Here is an 18025-nt window from a genome sequence, read left to right on the forward strand (position 1 = left end):
GATATTCATGTCCGCAAGCAGAACCACAATATTCGCACTTCTCGCTGCCGCAGCTTTGTTGTCTGTGTCCGAGCTTACAGGTTGTCGTGTAGGACCAAAATACACACCACCAGTGGCTCCTACGATCACGGCTCCCAATTACAAGGAATCCACCGTGAACTTTCAAGATACGGATGGATGGAAGGTAGCGAAACCACAGGACGCGATGATTCGTGGCAAGTGGTGGAAGATCTTCAACGAGCCAGAGCTAAATGCTCTCGAAGAACAGGTTGAGGTCAACAACCAGAACATCAAGCAGTTATACGAAAACTTCATGGCCTCACGTACGCAGGTCGCGCAGGCGCGTGCGCAGTATTGGCCGACAGTGACAACCAGCCCGTCGTGGCAGAGATCAAGGACTTCACAGAATCTTGTTAACTCTTCCAATCAGGAAAACTCCGGACGTACCAGTTCTGAATGGTCCTTTCCGTTGTCTGTTGCATGGGAGCCGGATTTCTGGGGGAAGATTCGCAATCAGGTGCGTGAAGCACAATATGGCGCACAGGTAAGCGCGGCCGATCTCGAAAGCGAACGTCTATCCGTACAGTCCAGCCTCGCGCAATACTACTTCGAGATACGAGGACAGGATGCTCTGCAAAGCATCCTGAACGACACGGTTAAGGCGGACGAAAAATCACTGGAACTCGCCCAGACTCGCTATGACTCAGGCGTCGATGACCGCATCTCCGTTGTGGAAGCGAAAACCGCTCTTGAAAGCGCAAAGTCTGCCGCGATCAATGTAGGCGTCGCCCGCGCGCAGTACGAACACGCGATTGCGACACTGATCGGCAAGCCCGCAACGGACTTCAGCATTCCGGTCAAGCCGTTGTTGCGTCAAGCCCCCGCGATTCCTGTCGGTGTGCCGTCGCAGCTCGTAGAACGCCGGCCGGACGTTGCAGCAGCGGAGCGCACACTGGCCGAAGCCAACGCAACCATTGGGATTGGTTATGGAGCTTTCTTTCCTTCCGTATCACTGGCTGCAGACGGAGGCTTTAATAGTTCGACACTGAAGCACGCCTTTGATTGGCCGAGCAGGTTCTGGTCGGTCGGGCCTTCTGTATCGCAGACCATCTTTAACGGGGGACTCTACCAGGCAGAGCTTCATCAGTACACCGCTACCTATAATGCAGACCTCGCAACCTATCGCCAGACCGTGCTGACGGCTTTCCAGCAGGTGGAAGACTACCTCGCTGCGATGCGGCTTTATTCGCAGCAGATCGCCCGTCAGCAGGAAGCTGTAGCCAACGCGCAGGAGTCCCTCGATCTTGAGACGGGACGATATGAGAATGGGGTTGACCCCTATCTCGATGTTGTGACGGCTCAGACGATCTTGCTATCAGGTCAACAATCGCTAGCAACCTTGCAAGTGCAAGAGATGACGGCATCGGTACAACTGATTGCGGCGCTTGGCGGAGGATGGGATGCTTCCCAATTGCCTTCTCCGAAGGATATGTCCCAGAAGCCTGCCAAGGGAGACTATAGTCTGCAGCGCTAGGACGCGACACCCAGCCCGCTCTCTCATGCTTCGAGCCGAGATCATTCACCAAATCTGTCTCGGCTCAAAACATCAGACAGCTATACAAAACCCGACAAACAGCGCGGCACAACAGGTCGAAAACCCTTGTCTAACTGCATACAAGCAGGCTGCGGTATACGTCTTCTTGCAGGACAATCATGCGTTATTTGGCTCTTGCTCTTACATGCTGTTGCCTTGCGCTGTGCGGATGCGGGGGCTTCTGGGATGCACCGGAAGACAATAATGGATCGACGGGAACAAGCGGCGTTGGCTATCTATACGTTGCGAATGGTGTCTCGACCGCTCCGTCCCTGGCAGCATTTTCTGTCACAAGCGGCCAAGTGAATACGCTGGCCCCATCCCCCTATGCACTTTCTGGTGCGCCAAATTCCCTGGCAATCAGTCCCCAGAACACCTGGGTATTCGTTGGCAACGCATCTGGGGTCTATGCCTATTCCATTAATAGTGATGGTTCGCTCAATGCTGCCAACAGCGGGGTTCCGGTAACTACAGGAATTATCCCCAGAGCCATGCAGGTTGATCCAACCGGACAGTGGCTCCTTATAGCAGATACGACACCATCTATTTCCATCTTTGCGATCAATACGAGTAGCGGCGCATTGACGCTTCGAGGACATTCCTTGCAACTGGACTCCGGTAAAGTAAGCCATCTTCTCATTACTCCTAGCGGTACCTTTGTGTTTGTCTCTTTGGAGTCAGGCGGAGTAGACATCCTCACTCTGGATACAGGCGGGGGGACGCTGACTAAGCTAAATCAAATCCTGCGGCCCAAGAGTACAGGGAATGCAGACTATGGACTGGCCAGCGATCCAAACAGTTCTTATTTGCTTGTGACGGAAACGGGAATCAATGCGGTACGGGTTTTGAAAATCGATACGGATGGCTCACTCATGGAGTTATCTACATCTCCCACTGCGACAGGCAATGACCCGCATGATGTGATGATGACGGCAGCCGGCACGAATGTCTATGTGGCCAATGAATTGGATAACACCGTCAGTGCTTACGCATTTTCAGATACAGGAAGTCTTATCGAGTTGTCTGGTTCTCCCTATGCCACTGGAAGTCAGCCAGTTGGAATCGCCGAAGATAGCACGCACACCTATGTGATGGTCATCTGCACCGGAGGCAGTCCAGATCTCGCAATCTTCAACACAACATTTGACGTTCCCGGCAGCCTAAGTTTGTTTGCAAGTCTGGCCACTGCAACCGATCCTGCGGATGCCAGTGCCATTGTCGCGTCCCACTGAGCGAGCAGAATGCAGGATTCAACGCTCTGTTGCGGTCAACAGCATAACTGCTGGGCTCGCAGTTCCTGGCAATCTCCGCAAGACAAAACCCGACAAAGATCGAGCGACACCCTTCCTTTTGCTGCCGTCAGAGTATGTGCAGGTCGGAGATCTGCTCGGAGTTTTCAATGAATATTCGCTCAGATATGGTTCTGGCTTGCTCTCTCTTGACCACCTTAGCAGGCATCAGTACCACCTTGTCCGCTCGTGCCGAAGGGCATGAGATTCAGGCCTCCACGCAAGCAGGCGCAACTTCCATTCAATCGAATAATGCAGCAGTTACGTCATCCCAACCCACAGCCCTCCCCCGAACAGCTGTTGTTCTCCGTTTCGCAATTCAATCGCAGCCGTTAACGGATACGGCAGCCCTCTCCGCACAAGCTTGCCCCCAGGTCCCTGCCGCACAGACTTCACCCGAAGCCGGAAGCGCAGATGCTTCTCACAAACCCATCAAGGTAGATCCGGCCATCCTTGACAAGATCACGGAGGAAATGCAGAACAAGTTGTCGAAGAAGATGAACGTTCTGGTTAATCCCGATCCACAATCTATTCCACAGGGTGCAACCGTGATCACTGGATGCATTACCCGTGCGAATGCTGGCAACTCTGTTGAGCGTCTGGCTGGCATGGGGCTGGGCGCGAGCCACCTCAACGTCCATGTTGTGGCCCTCTCGCGCGTGAAGGAGGGATGGAATCCTCTCGACACCTTCGACATTCAGGTCAAAGGTGGCAGCTATCTTCCCCCTCTCGGTCCGGTTGGGCTTGCTGTCCATGCGGCCCGCGATACACAGCAAACACTCTCAGCAGATGCAAGGAAGCTTGCAGACAAGATTCTGAAACAACTGGCGAAAGACATGAAAGCAAAGGAACAGGTAGCAAAGAACGGTTGAAGCCTGTTCATGATTGAAGGTCTGCGTTCTTTCGTAAGAACACAGCCGGTTTACACGCGGCACTTAGCGCCAGATCATGGCACTACCAAGCGTAGTCGTCGTGAAAGAAGCCACGGTGCCAATTCTCGAAATTTGTACCTAAATCAATCCACATGGAGGAAATAGTGAAACGATTCTCAACAACCCCATTCCTGCTCACCGCGCTGTTGGTGGCTACCGCAAGTGCCGGCACTTCACTGACTGCCCATGCCGCACCAGCTACGACGGTCGCAATCACGGGAGCCTCTGGCCAGGACAGCAACGCATCTTCGGTCGCCGGCACTTGGCAACTCTCCTTCACCGATCCCCAGGGAACGGCACGCCAGGCTTCGCTGCAACTACAGCAGGACGGCGGCAAAATCAGTGGAACCTTCCAGGGGCAGCGTGGCTCGGGCGCAGTCAGCGGAACCATTCAAGGTAATCAGATATCCATGACCGTGAAAGGCCGCGGCGGAAGGGAGATCAGCTTTTCCGGTACCGTTGACGGTGGCAAGATGAGCGGAACAAGCGCACAGGGTGCCGCCTGGTCGGCAACTCGCCAATAACAGTCCTCCCCCAGTTCGCGGTTCGTCCCTGGATCTTCTGATCTTGTGGCCGAGCCGCGAATTCCCATGAAAGAGAAATCAATTTCATTATTTGAGGCAAGGAATGGCTAATAATCTGGGACAAGACCTGTGGTATCTCCTGAATATGTTCCATGGTTTGGGCTATTCGGTACTCTTCATTCTGGGAATTGTCTGGCTCCGCCTGATTCTCCTGGTGGTCGAGCACGCTCTGTACCCTCGCCGAAAAATGCCCACTCATAAGTTTGTTCATCCTCTCGGCTCATTCCGAGCGGGCAGCATCGAGGATAGGGAAAACACGGAATTCCAGACCGGAAGCCCTTCCAAGTTCGTTTCGACGCGTGAGAAGAGGAATCTCTGTGCCTGAGCGTGATTGACGCCTGCAAGGGCAAGACGCATTCTGAGTGAAAGGCAGGACTCATGCAGCAACTGGACAATTCACGCCATCAGGCCCGTAAGACTTCGGATATCCCGAAACGGCAGATTTTGTTAGTCGATGATGACCAGGACATGGCAGAGATGCTCGCCGAGTATCTCAATCCTGAAGGATACGCGGTTCACACGGCATACACCGCGCGCGCCGGACTTGATCGAGCCAAAGAAGGCGGGCTTGTGTTAATTATTCTCGATGTCATGCTTCCAGACAGCGACGGCTTTACGGTTTTGCATGAGATTCGGCAACAGAGCCGCATTCCAGTCATCATGCTGACCACTAGGTCTTCCGTCGCAGACAAGGTAACGGGACTCGAAGGTGGTGCTGATGACTACATTCCCAAACCGTTTACGCCGATAGAACTGTTGGCACGCATTCGCACGGTACTGCGCCGCGGCCAACCTTCCCGTTTCGGCAGCCCATTCCTCTCGATTGATGATCTGATCTTGGATACAGGAACACGCCGAGTCGAGTGCAATGGTAAATCCGTCGATTGCACTGCTGCTGAATTCGATGTGTTGCATGCGCTTGCGTCATCCGCTGGCGAAGTTGTCACGAGAGAACATCTAACACGAGTAGCTCTCGGGCGGTCTCTTTCGGCAGGAGACCGCGGCGTGGATAACCTGGTTAGCGCCCTCCGCAAGAAGCTCGGCGTGGGGCCACAGGGAGAAGAGCGGTTCCGTGCAGTCCGAAATGTAGGCTACATTTACCTTCATAGCCCAGAATCAGAGCAAAGAGAGTCGCAATCATGAAGCTCTTCTGGAGAATCTTTTTCTTTTTCTGGATCGCTACCGTACTGATGATCGCCTTTGTCCTTATGGTCAACGAGTTTGTTCCAGTAAGCTTTCCAGGCGAACACGAAAGGCGCTTTCAACCGGACGCGACTCTTCCAGCTCTCACTGCCGCCGTCAACGCTTACGAACAGAATGGCCCAGAAGCCTTTCGTGCTCGAACACAGCATCTCCCGATGATTCACCGCTCGGAAGTCTACCTTTTCGATCAGCAAGGTAGTCCTCTACTCGCAGATACCAGGGACTATTCCTTCTATGAGCTGATGGCACAGGATGTACTGAAAAGCGGCCACGAAGAGTTTATCCGTCTCGGGTTCCGCATGCTCTACGCGTGCCCGATTGAGAGTGCTTCAGGCCACCGCTACGCCGCTATTCTGACCATCTTCACGCCCGTGGTTCGCCTCTTCAATCCGCGGTTCTGGTCGAACATGGTGATCGCGATGGTCCCAGCATCGTTCGTCTGTATTCTTTTGACTTTCTATCTGACTCGCCCTATCACACAACTGCAGACGGCCGCACGGCGCCTGGCGGGCGGCGACCTGGATGCCCGAGCTGTCTCGCTGAAATACGCACGCCGCGACGAACTAGGAGATCTTGCACGCGATTTCGATGCGATGGCAGCACAAATCCAACTGCTGATGACCGCACAGCGCAGATTCGTTGCCGATGTCTCCCATGAACTTGGTGCACCGCTAACACGCATGCACTTGGCGATTGCGCTCCTCCGCCGCGAGTTTGGCACAGGATCAAGCAGCATCGTCCGGATTGAGCGTGAAACCGACAAGCTCAGCAATCTGGTACAGCAGTTGCTGCTTCTCGCTGGGCTCGAAGCGGGAAGAGTTCCATCAGAGACACTCGCCCCGGTGTCGATTCGCAGTCTATGCGACAGCATCATCGAAGACGCCGGCCTGGAAGCAACACACCGCGGATGCCGCATCACCGGCGAGCGACAGGATATGACTCTTCTCGCCTTCCCCAACCTCCTCCGTCGCGCGATTGATAACGTTCTGCGGAACGCGCTGCGTTACTCGCCCCCTGGAGGAGAAATTCGACTCGATTCCAAGGTCGATATCATCGCTGGGGAAGTGATCGTCACGATTCTCGATCATGGTCCGGGAGTTCCAGAAGCGGCTTTGGCCGACATCTTCCGGCCTTTCTTCCGCACAGCTCCAGGACGCGAATCCAGCAGTGGTGGAACGGGACTGGGGCTAGCCATCGCGAACGAAGCCATACACATGCACGACGGCACAATCGAGGCTCGCAATCGCAAAGAAGGCGGCTTGCAAGTGACGATTAGACTTCCTCTGCGGACCCCGGCACCGGACGAACAAAACGATGCGGACGCCCGTGAAGAAACGGGAAAGAGGAAATCCGAATAATTTATTCAGCGAAAAGATATCGACGACAAATCCATACATACGAACCGCCACTTCCATCCATTCTTCGTGGTCTTAATACAAAGAAGAGCGTCGTGCCAGATTCGCGCCTGGCACGGACTTGGGATCGGAGATTTCCTGCACGAGCATCTGCTTAATGCCTGCTGCAAAGCGAGTCAGTTCCTCCGATGCTCCTAGATCGATAGCGACGCTCATTTCGAAGGAGCCTTCAATATTATGAAGAAATTTTTGTGTCTGTCTCTCATCGCTGTCAGCCTGTCGCCAATTGCTGCGAGAGCCCAGGTCATCGTTCGAGTCCCGCCTCCCCGTGTTGTCGTCGAACACCCAATTCCTCCTCCGGGAGCTCGTTATGTCTGGGTTGGTGGATACTACCGCTGGACTGGCGTCCGCTATATCTGGGTTGCCGGCCACTATGTCGTGCCTCCACGGCCACGCGCCGTCTGGGTTGCCCCACATTGGGTCGCACGCAGCAGCGGTTGGGTATTCGTGAAGGGCTACTGGCGATAGACGGCTGTTTGCCGTCTATCCCTTCCGTGACTAGTAGCCTGCATCATCTCCGGCTGGATTCCCTTTCGAGGCAAAGATGAAAACAGAAGATCGAATCGAGCAACATCCAAGGACGATGCCTGAGTCTGGCACTCTCCCAGCTTCCGAACGCAGCAACGAAGAGTTTGAGAGAGAGGTTATTCGAAACCGCCCTCAAATCTATCGGTTCTTGCTGGCATCGTTGCGCGATCCGGATTTGGCCGAAGTTCTCACACAGGAATGTTTCTTGAAGGCGTATCGCAACTGGCACCGTTTCCGGGCCGAAGCACAAGTATCGACGTGGCTAATGAGAATCGCCATCAATCTACAGAAAGATCACTGGCGTAGCCGGCGAGTGGAGTTCTGGCGCAGTCTTCGTGCTAATTCTATGGATACGGAGGAGATTCTATGTCATATCCAAGCCAGAAACACTTCACCGGAAAGAAATGTTGTTGTCAAGGAACAAGTAGCGTCAGTCTGGAGGACAATACCCAAGCTTCCAGAAAAGGCTAGAACGGTATTTCTCCTCCATATCGTGGAAGAACTAACATTCCGAGAAATCGCGGAGGTGATGGGCATACCGGAAGGAACAGCAAAAACGCAGTTCGGCCGCTCGATTGAGAGAATACGGTGTGTGCTTGGTGCTGAACGTGATGTTTGAGTAACAAAAGGTATGCCATACTAGACCGTTTTTAGGGACGGTTCTGATTTCAGAACATCTGTCCACACCAAGGCCCAAAGAGCGGAAATTTATCGCTGTACCTGAATCTCAGTTATTCTCCTTTAGGACCAGTACCCTCCCACAAGCATCTAGCTTGGAGATATATCCAACCCCTGCGCCGTTCCATCCAGCTTTCGGATGCGGGGGAAGGGGGAAGTAGCAACGGAATGCCACGAATATTGAATCCAATTCATGGGTAATAACCACTACGGCTATTGCGGAACTGCATTAGCCGTAGTGTTATGGTTCTGCATGCGCTGGCGAACCTGCTGTCTTATTTGCTGCGCAAGCTGAACGTATTGCTGCTTCTGCTGATCGTTGAGCACGGATTCAATTCTGGTCACTGTTCTCGAAGATGCTTCTTGTTTGGCGCATCTTCTGTATCGGCCCGGAAGAGATATTTGCCCGGAGCGCTTGTAATTGCTGTTGGTGCAACGCGATAATGGGCTTAATCTGAGCCTTCTGATCGTCAGTCAGGTTCAGCTTTGCCGCCAAGAGTTTTACTACCTCATCGGGAGTCATGAGGTGAATTGCACCCGGCTGAGGAGATACAGATTGGCCCTGAGCAAGAGATAGCGCAGGGGATACTCCCGATACCAGCATCACACCCAGCGTAGGTGCAATCAAGAGTCGTTTCATTGAAGCCTCCTGTGTGCCACAAAGTTCTAACACGTAGTGGCAAGGTTGATAGAAGGTAAAAATAACCCCATGTCCTCCAGTCAGAACATGGAGCCAATTTCTACGTAAGAAGAATCGGAATAATTGTGCGTGTCTATTCTGGTGTCTGAGAGTCGGAAATACATAGGCTGTCTTGGGCGAAGCGTAATCTGCGGCCAGAGGCGAACTTGTTGGCCCGGTTCGAAATGCAATTTCCATCTCTGTGCAATAGTCGCTAAAAGCAATACACCTTCCATCATGGCGAAATGTTCTCCAATGCAGACGCGCGTGCCAGCACCGAAAGGATAAAAAGCAAACCTGCGCTGTACTGGCGCATATTGTTTGAGCCAGCGATCAGGATCAAATTTCTCCGGCTGCGGCCAGAACCGTGCATCTCTGTGCGTTGCATAAGGACTCATCATCAACGTGGAACCAGCTCGCACTTCGATCTCTCCAAGCCGATACGCTGTCACAGCTTCACGCGCAATCACCCAGGCGGGCGGATAGAGCCGCAGCGCTTCTAGAAAAACATGCTCTGTGTATTTGAGACAGGGTAAATCTTCAATGCTCGGAAGCCGTCCATCCAATACCGCCTCAAGCTCCTCTCTCATCCTGTCTGCAATATGAGGATTCTGTGATAGTAAGTACCAGGTCCATGTCAAAGCATTGGCAGTTGTCTCATGGCCGGCGAGAAAAAGCGTAAGGCATTCGTCGAGCAGCAATTCCTCGGAAGTGTAGGCAGCATCGTCACTGCCACGTACACGCATGAGCATCGAAAGCATGTCATCAAGCTCAGGATGAACGTGATGTGCTTCGATGACTTTACGAAGGACGGTTGCAATCTTACCCCGAGATACCTGTGCTCTCTTCTCGGCCCAGTGGCGAACCGGCAAAATCATGCGAACGAATGGGCTATTCAAAAGAAAAAACACCTGAAGAGCCTGCTTCAGGCTTTCGCCTATATCGTCAGCATCCTGTTCAAGATCGGCACTAAAGAGCGTACGCCCTACAATCGCCAGAGTAAGCCGCATCATCTCCTGATCGATTGCATAGAGAGTTCCCATTGCCCATGTATTGGCCATCCTATTGGCACACTCAACTATCGTTGCAGCATAGGCAGCGAGACGTGTGCTATGAAATGCAGGTTGCACGATCCGGCGCTCCCGACGATGCACTTCACCTTCACTCGTTAGCAGGCCATTACCTAGCACTGGCTTCGACGCCTGGAGCCCCCTGCCTTTTATAAAGTTCCAATCATGGTTGACGAGGATATCTTGGATCAACTCAGGATGGTTTATATGGAAGAGATACTGGGAACCGATCCGCAAGCAGCGTATATCAGTACCTCTTTGACTCAATTCCGTCATACACTTCAGAGGATCGCGACGAAAGCGCACAAGTTCTGCAAAACCACACGCCTCTTCAACCTTGTATTTCATGATGAAATATCTGCTCCGTCATTGGAAGAAAGAGAGGTGCGGCAGAGCTGTTTCCAAACATCTGCCGCACTTGCCGGGGGAGGGCAACTTATGGCTAGCGCGTGCGCACTGCACTGCCGTGCGGCCCGGAACGTGCTACCGTAGCCGAGCCTGTACCACGTCCAGCCACGTTACGAGTTGCTACCTGGCCGTTCGGTCCGGTCATTGTGCTTGTGCTACCGCCGGGATAACGCATCGTGTTTCGAGATGCAGTATTGCCATTGGGCCCTGTTGTGGTTGCTGTCACATTACCGGTGCCTCGCCCGGCCACTGTGCGGTTCGCCGAATTTCCATTCGGGCCGGTCACCGTCGTCGAGTTGCCGCCCGGATAATGGGCGGTAGAACGAGTGGCAGTATTGCCATTGGGGCCCGTAGCAGTCACGTTTGTCTGGCCAGCCTGCCGCGTTGCAGTACGAGTTGCAGTATTACCATTAGGGCCGGTAGCCGTAGTGGAAGTGTTGACCTGCGCGAAAGCAGCGGATGCACACAGCACAGACGTGGCAATGAGCGAGGATATCTTGTATTTCATCGAACTCTCCTGGTAGTAAGATTTCGGCCAGTCGATGACCGTGCCGACATACTCATTGGAACCCGAAAAGCCCATTCAGTTGCGAGGAGAAGTGTAAGGAAGTGTAGAAGGCATTAAGCGAGGGGAAGCAGCACTCGAACGATAAGACCGGAAGTGTCCCTGCGGTTCTCCGCGACAACCTTGCCTTGATGAAGCTCCGCAATTCTTCGCGAAATCGAAAGACCCAGCCCGCTTCCCTCGTCTTCCAGGAGGCGTGCTTCGGAGACACGAAAGAAAGCATCGAAAAGAAACGGCAATGACTCTTCAGCAACTCCTGGGCCATGATCCGTCACGCAGATTTCGCAATATGCGGGCTCGGAGGACAGATGGCGTATGCCTATGTCGACTTCCACAGAAGTATTCGGATCGGTGTAATGAACAGCGTTGCGAAGAATGTTTTCGATGCAACTTCGAAGCAGATTCGGATCTCCCTGAACAGAGCAAGATCTTTCCGTCCGAACCAAAACCGTCTTACCTTCCTCCCGAGCTTCGAACTCTGCATCTTGCGCAAGGCTCTCTAGCAAAGGTCTTAAAGCAATCGACCTGAACTGCACACGATCAGGTTGAAGGTCGAGGCGGGTGAGAAGAAGAATCTGCTGGATCATCTCATTCATGCGATCAATGTCGGCCTGCATCTGATCGATGACGTCCTCCTCGCCCCTCCGAAGCAATTCGAGGGATACTGAGACTCGTGTCAATGGAGATCGAAGCTCATGCGAAATATCCGCGAGCATTTCCTGGCGTTTGCTGATAAGAAGCTCGATGCGGTCGGCCATCCGGTCAAATGCCTGAGCTGTCTCTGCGAGTTCATCGTCGCGTGGCGCAATGGCTGGAGTAACACGGGTTGTCAGGTCTCCAGCAGCCAAGCGTTGGGAAGCTGCCTGCAAGGCGCGGATCGGAGAGACGATATATCGCGTCAGCACAAGACAGAAAATGGCAGCTACCACTAGGGCAAGCACAAGCCGGCTCAAGGCAGGCAGCGCAAATGTTCCGTCAACAAAACCGTTTAGAGGATGCACTTCAAGTACAAATACAAAGTGGCGCTGTCTGGAGATAACTGGAGTTGCGGCTGTCCATTCCCTGCCAAGCCACAGAGTCGATTCTCCTGTGGCAAGACTGCGTTCGAGAACATGTCCAACATTGACAGGCACTGTTTTGCCAAGCACGTCCTGCTGGTGCTCATCAAGGAGGCTGGCATCGATTCCGGAAGATTCCTTGAGGGTGTTCAAATACCTTTCGAGCGCAGGTGCGCCCCCTGTCTCGTAGAAGTCCACCGCACTGTGTGCGTACATATCTTGCGTGACGCGCATCCATCTCTTGCCCAAGGGCCGCGATCCCGTAAGCATCGTGAGTACGAGGACCAGCGAGGCACCTACAATCAGTGTCAGCCAGAACCAGCCGAATATCTTCGCATACAGCGAGCGCAGCATCCTCATCGGATCTCAACCTGCCCCGTGTAGGCATAGCCGCTGCCCCTCAAGTTCCGAATGCGTTCAGTGTCTCCGAAGTATGCTCCGAGCTTCTTGCGAAGATTGCTGATATGGTTGTCCACGCTTCGGTCGAATGGGGCGACAGGCCGTCCAAGACAGACTTCAGCAATGTCGTCCCGTGTTAGAACCTGCCCGGCTGATTTCACGAGCAGAAGAAGGATATCGAATTCCGTTCCTGTTAATGCTATTTCTTTCCCTTCCCGTAAAACACGGCGTTGTCCGACATGAATTTCGAGATCCCCGATTGTGATGCAATGGTAGTGAGGTGTTTGTTGTATATGGCGCTTTAATACGGAGCGAATGCGGGCAAGCAATTCGCGCGCGTTGAATGGTTTCGGCAAATAGTCATCTGCTCCAGCTTCGAGCCCAGCAATCCGATCAGCCTCATCGCCGCGCGCCGTTAGCATGATGATCGGCACGTCTGAGACTGTTCGTATTTTCTTCAATACAGTCCGGCCATCGCTGCCTGGGAGCATCACATCAAGAACAACCAGCTTGTAATTTTCCGTAGTTGCTCTGCGAACTCCATCTGTCGCATTATGGGCGAAAGACACCTCGAAGCCTTCCATGTGCAGCAATTTCTGAAGCGAGCTGCAGAGTTGCTTGTCATCATCCACCAGAAGGATGGGGACCGCGACAATAAACGGCGATACCTGCGAAGCGGTTTGTTGCGAAAATTGATCTGTCACAGGTTTCTTCCGGGCCTTGTTATGGAAATAGTATCGCCATGGTTTGTCTCAATTATGCGTTCTACCGCTGCCTGTCACGGCAATAAAGTGTAAAGAAGTGCAATGTTCTCTCTGCATAGACAGTTCCATACATCGACGCATCGGGCATGGTGTTAGCAAAAGGAGATGGCTTTGCAGTAAGAAAGCCTCTCAGGAGAGAACAGATGAAAATGACATGGAAAGCGATAATCACTACCGGCATCCTCAGCATTGCCTGCATTACGACAGCCGCAATCTCCCAGGAACAGGGCGGATTCTTTCGTCAACGCACAAAAGGAATGATCATTCACGAGATAGAGCGCGAGCTTCAGATTACCGATATACAACGCACAGAGATCAAAGGCATTCTGGCAACAGAAAAGCCTACCATTCAGGCATTGGCACAGCAGATTCAACAGCAGAACCAGCAACTCGCGGCACAGCAAAGCTTCGACGAAGCTTATATCCGCAACTTCGCCCAGCAACATGCGTCCACTACGGCCGATGCTCTTGTGGAGCGAGAAAAAGTTCGATTTGAGATCCTACAAGTACTTACTCCTGACCAGCGGCAGAAGTTGATGCAGATACGCCAGGCGCATCGAAATCAACTGATAGATCGGCTCGCATCCCTCGGTGAGCAGTTGTAAGAGACTGTGCGGGAGGGGCTTTCGGCCTCTCCCAATCCGTATCGCGACAATGCACAACTAGGACTGAGGGGGAGATGTATGGCTTGCCGTCTTTGATTTGCCCCTAGGGCCGGTCACAGTTCCTGCCGTAGTTCTTGTGCCGTTTGCGTTATTGGTTGTGCTCCCGCTTACTGTCGCAGTTCCGCCTTTCGGGCCGGTTACACTTCCTGTTCCGGTCGCTCCGGTACGTGTTTTGGTTGCGCTTCCTTGTGCTGAGATACTGCGCCCATGTGCGCCGGTAGCTGTGCCACTTCCAGAAACGGTGTTGCCGGTGCGAGATGCAGACCCGGTGGCGGTACTGCCGTGACGCCCCGTTACGGTATGTTGTGCAGGCAGTGGTGGAACCGGCAGGAATACAAACAAGGTGAGGAAGGCTGCTATTCGTTTCATGTTGCTCCTTTCAATCCACGAATCAAAAGTAATGACAATCCTGTGTGCCTTAAACGGCTCTAGTACGATGCAAATCTGTTCTAGGAACAGACGCGACTTCGACAGCTATTGAGGAACGGACTTGAAAATAGATTGGACCGCCGAGCGTATTCGGCTGCGGGTTTGCCCTGGGCCCGCTTGAGGCTCTTCTCCCTGTACGGAAACATTCTCTCCCAATTGAGAAATGACAGGCTCCATCGCTGGCCCGTTGATGCGAATCAGCAATGCTCCAGACGGCTTTCCAGGGCTCAAGGAGCCCATCACAAGCATGTACTCATCGCCCTTCCGAAACGTTGCATAGCGAATGTCGTCATTGGTCGCATTGAGATCATCGTTGATCCAAAAACCCCACTCACCTTGATGGACGGCATCCGTCAGTGGCTTATCCAAAATCACCGCTAGGTGAAAAGCGCTACCGCAGGCTTTTCGCACACAACTCCACACCTCGATATATCCTGCGGAAGTCAGTTGCGATGCAAGGCCGGTATAGGTAGTCAGAGATGAGGCTGAAGACGGCCCCGCATAGGCAAGATAGTCTATCGGACCCGTTACGGTAAGGCTTTTGCCGAGATGGCTGGCATTCCATTCCACAGGGCCAAGGGGAATGGCGAATTCGTCTTGATCGACATGAAGCGCCCCAATGATAAAGCTATTTGCCGGCCGTTGGATTGTCCGGAAATCCGAAGCCCTTGGATAGTCCGAAGTTTGCGCTTGAGTGATCTGGGGGACGAGAAGAAGTGCAGATAATCCAAGTAGGAGAGCTCTCATGAGCTAATTGAAACATCCGACTTGCGCTGCAACAAGACATACTGACACTTCCTTACACTTCTTACTCAATGCAATCCTCGTTTTGACTGTTCGAATGGCGTAGAACCTCGTATTCTTGTGATCGTCTCCGTGGTCCTACGCCTTTTCTCACTCCGCACACAGCAGCGTGGGCGCGCCTACATGGATCGCCTCTCACTGCTGTAATCTCTGCCGTCACTGTTTAGGATCAAACTTCCGTCCAAATCGCAATGCAGCCCTTGCAACTTAGTAGACCGCTTTCGAAAAGTCGGAGCTCACGGTTGTCAGTGCCAGCTTTTTCGAAGGGGCGTTCACGGTGGTCATGCTGGGGTAGATCGTGCCATCGCCCAGCGATGAGAACTCAACCGTAGCGGTCATAACGTCCTTCGGCTTGTCGAAATAAGACTTCACCGCAATGTGCTGAATCTGCATAGTCGACACATTCAGCATCAATCGCAGCTCGTCTCCCGGCTTCGCGTAGTCATGAATGACAATGGCATTGCTCCCTGAGCCATTTGTCTCGAAAGTTAGCTTATGAGCTTCAAACGCCTCCTTGAGTTTTTCGCGGTTCGGAGGCAGGTACATCCCAACCAGCGCATGCACGTCGGCCACCTCGTCCTGAACCTCTTGAATCTTCTTTTCCATCATCATCTTTCGCAGAGGGCCGCCTCGCGCTGCCGGCGGCTGCGGCGGAGCGCCCAGCGGTGTCTTATGCAGAGTGCCATCTGGCGCATACCGGCAGATGGACTGACGTCCGGGTTTCGTATTGCCATCAATCGTGGCAGTCGCGGTCTCGATCCACTGGTAGGTATGCAGCTGCTGCTCATTGCGGACCGTCGCTTGCTGCATCTGCTGCACCTTCTGTTGAATCATGTCTGCCTGTGGTGGACCAGGGGGCGAAGCCTGTTGCGGGCCTTGCGCGAGACACATGCCAGCCCACAAAACGCAAGTGATTGCCGGCAGATGCCGGCGCAGGGATAGATGCTTCATACGATTTTCGTCCTCCAGGAATGGCGTTACTCTGTTGTTTGCCGGGATCACGCAATTAAAGCGAGACCCCGGCGAGGTTCAGAAGTTCTTGTCTCTCTCTTACCAGCGCACGCCGAGCGTGACCGGGAAAAGCTCCGTGGTCCCAGTGCCAACTTCCGTACTGCTTGATTTCGGGGAATCGACCCAGAGATACCGGGCTTCCGCGAAGTATTTCGCCTTGCCGTCACCAATCGAATGTGTGAAACCGAATCCTATGTTGGCTCCGCCCTGGTTGCTGGAAAAGCTTGCAACGGTAGCATTCTCGTAGCCGCCCACACAAAATCCGAAATATCCGCAATAGACAACGGGAACCGAGCTATTGAAATTGGTGACTTTGCGATAGAAGCCACCACCGCCCACGGCATAAGCATTCCAGCCCTTCCGATCCGCGGGATGAAGGTAAACAATCGGATCGACCGTGAAGGACCAGAGATGAGTGTCGCCGCCCGGTGTACCGACAGCCCAGAGGAAGGCTCCGGGGAGCTTGTCGTCGATGAATTGGTACTCGACCAGCGCGCCGACGTGCGGATTGAATTGTCGCCCGACTCCAAGCGTAAAGTTGCCGCCCCAGGTGATGTAAGGAATATCGTTCCCAACAGGAGCATTGAATCCGGCGCCCAGCTCAAACGAAAGCTTGCTGAAACGGTCCTTCGACTGTGTATGCTGGCTACCGCCGCCATATTGCGGTGTGGGCGCGTCGGTTAACGCTGCCCCCCCGACTTCACTGTCCTCAACCAATAAATCGTGACCGCTTGACGACGAATAAGGCGGGAAGTTCTGTGCCTTCATGCTTCCTGTGAACGCGAGCACTGCGCCAAGAAGCAACAGTGCTCGCCCGAAAAATTGCCGCATATACAACTCCTTTGGTGAATTTGCTTTCACCGATTGGAAGGCGGATGTGAAGCCGAAGTCTCGCCTGGAAAGGCCTGGATGACAATTTCCGACACGTCGAAAATCATCTTGCAACTCATCGTGTTTTGCTGCACACATGACGACGCTCATGTTCCAGTAAGGTCCATTCATCCTCTGCGGACGCGACGCACTCGCCGCACTTCAGGCACAGAGAAGCAATGCCGTCTTCCCCATTCAACGAATGACGAAACTGGCGCAAACATTGGGGCGATACATTTGGCTGTTGGATTGATTGGGCACCTGGTACGAACTTGTTGCGCTGACGGTACTCCTCCAGCCGCGAAGTTCTTGCCGAGGCTCCAAGCCGCGTCTCTTGTACAGGAGCCATCAAGCTCCCACCCGCATGTCCCGCCATAAGCCCTCCCCGAGCATGTAGCTTTTAATGCGTCAGTTCCCGGATGTAGTTCCGGAGAAATTGGAATCCATAGCTGAGGCTCGCTTGCCGCGCAATTTCTGCACCGCCATAGCCGGAGGGATACCAGGTCTCGATAGCGACCGCGCTTCCTGACCATGGGGCGACGATGCGAGCCACAGAAAGCGCCTCATGCCCGTCTTCTCCTTTTCGGGCCATGAATGTATCTTCGAGCGCAGCTTTGAACTTGGAGTTGGTGCAGGTACTGCAACGACGGAGGTCTTCCTTGAAAAGGTCTGCCAATACATAGCTCGTAGTGCCGCGGACTGCGATCTGTCCCATCGAAGAGCCGAAGCGGTCCAGGTATCCCTGGCCATCCTGTGGCCATTCGCCAGGTTCCTCTCTCTTCTGCTCGATTCCTCCACGCACCGCGGCCTCAATGACAGACGAGACACCGTATGTATGCTTCAGGTACATCTTGAGCCTCTCGCTCTGCGTTGGCGGGGTATATATCGAGCTGGCAGATTTGGCTCCCACAGCGGCGGGAGCCGGAGCATTGGGAAGAGGTTGTTGTGCAGAGCAAAAAGATGCCAAAGCGCAGAGCGCTACACTCCACAGAATTGCGTATCGTCTCTTCATTCAGTCTCCTTGAACATGGCGGATCGTGAGAGGACGTGTCCCCTTAAGAGGTAGAAGCAGGTTCGAAA

20 protein-coding genes are annotated in these 18025 nt (G+C 53.5%); 9 read left to right on the forward strand and 11 right to left on the reverse strand.

Annotated elements, in window-relative coordinates:
* Positions 1–7: 7 nt before the first annotated feature.
* From AC5S3R_RS02250 to AC5S3R_RS02275, 6 genes are all read left to right on the forward strand, one after another.
* Complete coding sequence (locus AC5S3R_RS02250) at positions 8–1534, forward strand: efflux transporter outer membrane subunit (RefSeq protein WP_494264986.1); 1527 nt, start codon at positions 8–10, stop codon at positions 1532–1534.
* A gap of 179 nt (positions 1535–1713) precedes the next feature.
* Positions 1714–2826 (forward strand): lactonase family protein, encoded by a 1113-nt coding sequence (locus tag AC5S3R_RS02255; RefSeq protein WP_494264987.1) that lies wholly within the window; start codon positions 1714–1716, stop codon positions 2824–2826.
* 167 nt (positions 2827–2993) lie between these two features.
* Positions 2994–3755, forward strand: coding sequence for a DUF4410 domain-containing protein (locus AC5S3R_RS02260; protein WP_494264988.1), 762 nt, complete (start codon positions 2994–2996; stop codon positions 3753–3755).
* Between the two features lie 164 nt (positions 3756–3919).
* Positions 3920–4339, forward strand: coding sequence for a lipocalin/fatty acid-binding family protein (locus AC5S3R_RS02265; RefSeq protein WP_494264989.1), 420 nt, complete (start codon positions 3920–3922; stop codon positions 4337–4339).
* A 438-nt stretch (positions 4340–4777) separates the two neighbouring features.
* Positions 4778–5542: a response regulator transcription factor gene (locus tag AC5S3R_RS02270; protein ID WP_494264990.1), complete on the forward strand. Its 765-nt coding sequence runs from the start codon at positions 4778–4780 to the stop codon at positions 5540–5542.
* Positions 5539–6960, forward strand: coding sequence for an ATP-binding protein (locus tag AC5S3R_RS02275; protein WP_494264991.1), 1422 nt, complete (start codon positions 5539–5541; stop codon positions 6958–6960). The genes AC5S3R_RS02270 and AC5S3R_RS02275 overlap by 4 nt, the downstream gene beginning before the upstream one ends.
* Positions 6961–7032: 72 nt before the next feature.
* Here AC5S3R_RS02275 and AC5S3R_RS02280 read toward each other — a convergent pair whose 3' ends face one another.
* Complete coding sequence (locus tag AC5S3R_RS02280) at positions 7033–7173, reverse strand: hypothetical protein (protein ID WP_494264992.1); 141 nt, start codon at positions 7171–7173, stop codon at positions 7033–7035.
* Positions 7174–7194: 21 nt separating this feature from the next.
* Between AC5S3R_RS02280 and AC5S3R_RS02285 the strand changes: the two genes are divergently transcribed.
* Both AC5S3R_RS02285 and AC5S3R_RS02290 read left to right on the forward strand, forming a co-directional pair.
* Positions 7195–7485, forward strand: coding sequence for a YXWGXW repeat-containing protein (locus AC5S3R_RS02285; protein ID WP_494264993.1), 291 nt, complete (start codon positions 7195–7197; stop codon positions 7483–7485).
* Positions 7486–7561: 76 nt separating this feature from the next.
* The gene (locus tag AC5S3R_RS02290) at positions 7562–8164 is read left to right on the forward strand and encodes an RNA polymerase sigma factor (protein WP_494264994.1); all 603 of its coding nucleotides are present in this window, start codon (positions 7562–7564) and stop codon (positions 8162–8164) included.
* A gap of 272 nt (positions 8165–8436) precedes the next feature.
* Here AC5S3R_RS02290 and AC5S3R_RS02295 read toward each other — a convergent pair whose 3' ends face one another.
* The 6 genes from AC5S3R_RS02295 to AC5S3R_RS02320 form a co-directional block, all read right to left on the reverse strand.
* Positions 8437–8568 (reverse strand): hypothetical protein, encoded by a 132-nt coding sequence (locus tag AC5S3R_RS02295; protein ID WP_494264995.1) that lies wholly within the window; start codon positions 8566–8568, stop codon positions 8437–8439.
* Entirely contained in the window at positions 8555–8863 is a 309-nt protein-coding gene (locus AC5S3R_RS02300) for a hypothetical protein (RefSeq protein WP_494264996.1), read from the reverse strand. The genes AC5S3R_RS02295 and AC5S3R_RS02300 overlap by 14 nt, the downstream gene beginning before the upstream one ends.
* 80 nt (positions 8864–8943) lie before the next feature.
* On the reverse strand, positions 8944–10320 hold the full coding sequence (locus AC5S3R_RS02305; protein ID WP_494264997.1) for a cytochrome P450: 1377 nt from the start codon (positions 10318–10320) through the stop codon (positions 8944–8946).
* Between the two features lie 94 nt (positions 10321–10414).
* Positions 10415–10888 (reverse strand): hypothetical protein, encoded by a 474-nt coding sequence (locus tag AC5S3R_RS02310; RefSeq protein WP_494264998.1) that lies wholly within the window; start codon positions 10886–10888, stop codon positions 10415–10417.
* A gap of 113 nt (positions 10889–11001) precedes the next feature.
* The gene (locus AC5S3R_RS02315) at positions 11002–12357 is read right to left on the reverse strand and encodes a sensor histidine kinase (RefSeq protein WP_494264999.1); all 1356 of its coding nucleotides are present in this window, start codon (positions 12355–12357) and stop codon (positions 11002–11004) included.
* A gap of 2 nt (positions 12358–12359) precedes the next feature.
* Positions 12360–13106 (reverse strand): response regulator transcription factor, encoded by a 747-nt coding sequence (locus tag AC5S3R_RS02320; RefSeq protein ID WP_494265000.1) that lies wholly within the window; start codon positions 13104–13106, stop codon positions 12360–12362.
* Between the two features lie 203 nt (positions 13107–13309).
* On the opposite strand from AC5S3R_RS02320, the gene AC5S3R_RS02325 reads away from it, so the two are divergent.
* Positions 13310–13771, forward strand: coding sequence for a Spy/CpxP family protein refolding chaperone (locus AC5S3R_RS02325; RefSeq protein WP_494265001.1), 462 nt, complete (start codon positions 13310–13312; stop codon positions 13769–13771).
* 534 nt (positions 13772–14305) lie between these two features.
* On the opposite strand, the gene AC5S3R_RS02330 is transcribed toward AC5S3R_RS02325, so the two are convergent.
* The 4 genes from AC5S3R_RS02330 to AC5S3R_RS02345 all read right to left on the reverse strand — a co-directional run bounded on the left by AC5S3R_RS02330 (position 14306) and on the right by AC5S3R_RS02345 (position 17795).
* Positions 14306–15007, reverse strand: a complete 702-nt coding sequence (locus AC5S3R_RS02330) for a hypothetical protein (RefSeq protein WP_494265002.1) — start codon at positions 15005–15007, stop codon at positions 14306–14308.
* Positions 15008–15271: 264 nt separating this feature from the next.
* On the reverse strand, positions 15272–16015 hold the full coding sequence (locus tag AC5S3R_RS02335) for a hypothetical protein (RefSeq protein ID WP_494265003.1): 744 nt from the start codon (positions 16013–16015) through the stop codon (positions 15272–15274).
* Positions 16016–16114: 99 nt separating this feature from the next.
* On the reverse strand, positions 16115–16906 hold the full coding sequence (locus AC5S3R_RS02340; RefSeq protein WP_494265004.1) for a hypothetical protein: 792 nt from the start codon (positions 16904–16906) through the stop codon (positions 16115–16117).
* 439 nt (positions 16907–17345) lie between these two features.
* A complete protein-coding gene (locus tag AC5S3R_RS02345) occupies positions 17346–17795 on the reverse strand; it encodes a hypothetical protein (protein WP_494265005.1) in 450 nt (149 codons plus the stop codon).
* Between the last annotated feature and the right edge of the window lie 230 nt (positions 17796–18025).

Source organism: Occallatibacter sp. FHG110214_02, assembly GCF_059115385.1.

Excerpts from the sequence above, each read along its gene's own strand:
- AC5S3R_RS02340 (WP_494265004.1), bottom strand. The coding sequence starts at position 16,906 with ATGCGGCAATTTTTCGGGCGAGCACTGTTGCTTCTTGGCGCAGTGCTC.
- AC5S3R_RS02325 (WP_494265001.1), top strand. The coding sequence starts at position 13,310 with ATGAAAATGACATGGAAAGCGATAATCACTACCGGCATCCTCAGCATT.
- AC5S3R_RS02330 (WP_494265002.1), bottom strand. The coding sequence starts at position 15,007 with ATGAGAGCTCTCCTACTTGGATTATCTGCACTTCTTCTCGTCCCCCAG.
- AC5S3R_RS02285 (WP_494264993.1), top strand. The coding sequence starts at position 7,195 with ATGAAGAAATTTTTGTGTCTGTCTCTCATCGCTGTCAGCCTGTCGCCA.
- AC5S3R_RS02275 (WP_494264991.1), top strand. The coding sequence starts at position 5,539 with ATGAAGCTCTTCTGGAGAATCTTTTTCTTTTTCTGGATCGCTACCGTA.
- AC5S3R_RS02335 (WP_494265003.1), bottom strand. The coding sequence starts at position 16,015 with ATGAAGCATCTATCCCTGCGCCGGCATCTGCCGGCAATCACTTGCGTT.
- AC5S3R_RS02250 (WP_494264986.1), top strand. The coding sequence starts at position 8 with ATGTCCGCAAGCAGAACCACAATATTCGCACTTCTCGCTGCCGCAGCT.
- AC5S3R_RS02270 (WP_494264990.1), top strand. The coding sequence starts at position 4,778 with ATGCAGCAACTGGACAATTCACGCCATCAGGCCCGTAAGACTTCGGAT.
- AC5S3R_RS02315 (WP_494264999.1), bottom strand. The coding sequence starts at position 12,357 with ATGCTGCGCTCGCTGTATGCGAAGATATTCGGCTGGTTCTGGCTGACA.
- AC5S3R_RS02260 (WP_494264988.1), top strand. The coding sequence starts at position 2,994 with ATGAATATTCGCTCAGATATGGTTCTGGCTTGCTCTCTCTTGACCACC.
- AC5S3R_RS02280 (WP_494264992.1), bottom strand. The coding sequence starts at position 7,173 with ATGAGCGTCGCTATCGATCTAGGAGCATCGGAGGAACTGACTCGCTTT.
- AC5S3R_RS02345 (WP_494265005.1), bottom strand. The coding sequence starts at position 17,795 with ATGTACCTGAAGCATACATACGGTGTCTCGTCTGTCATTGAGGCCGCG.
- AC5S3R_RS02290 (WP_494264994.1), top strand. The coding sequence starts at position 7,562 with ATGAAAACAGAAGATCGAATCGAGCAACATCCAAGGACGATGCCTGAG.
- AC5S3R_RS02255 (WP_494264987.1), top strand. The coding sequence starts at position 1,714 with ATGCGTTATTTGGCTCTTGCTCTTACATGCTGTTGCCTTGCGCTGTGC.
- AC5S3R_RS02310 (WP_494264998.1), bottom strand. The coding sequence starts at position 10,888 with ATGAAATACAAGATATCCTCGCTCATTGCCACGTCTGTGCTGTGTGCA.
- AC5S3R_RS02300 (WP_494264996.1), bottom strand. The coding sequence starts at position 8,863 with ATGAAACGACTCTTGATTGCACCTACGCTGGGTGTGATGCTGGTATCG.
- AC5S3R_RS02305 (WP_494264997.1), bottom strand. The coding sequence starts at position 10,320 with ATGAAATACAAGGTTGAAGAGGCGTGTGGTTTTGCAGAACTTGTGCGC.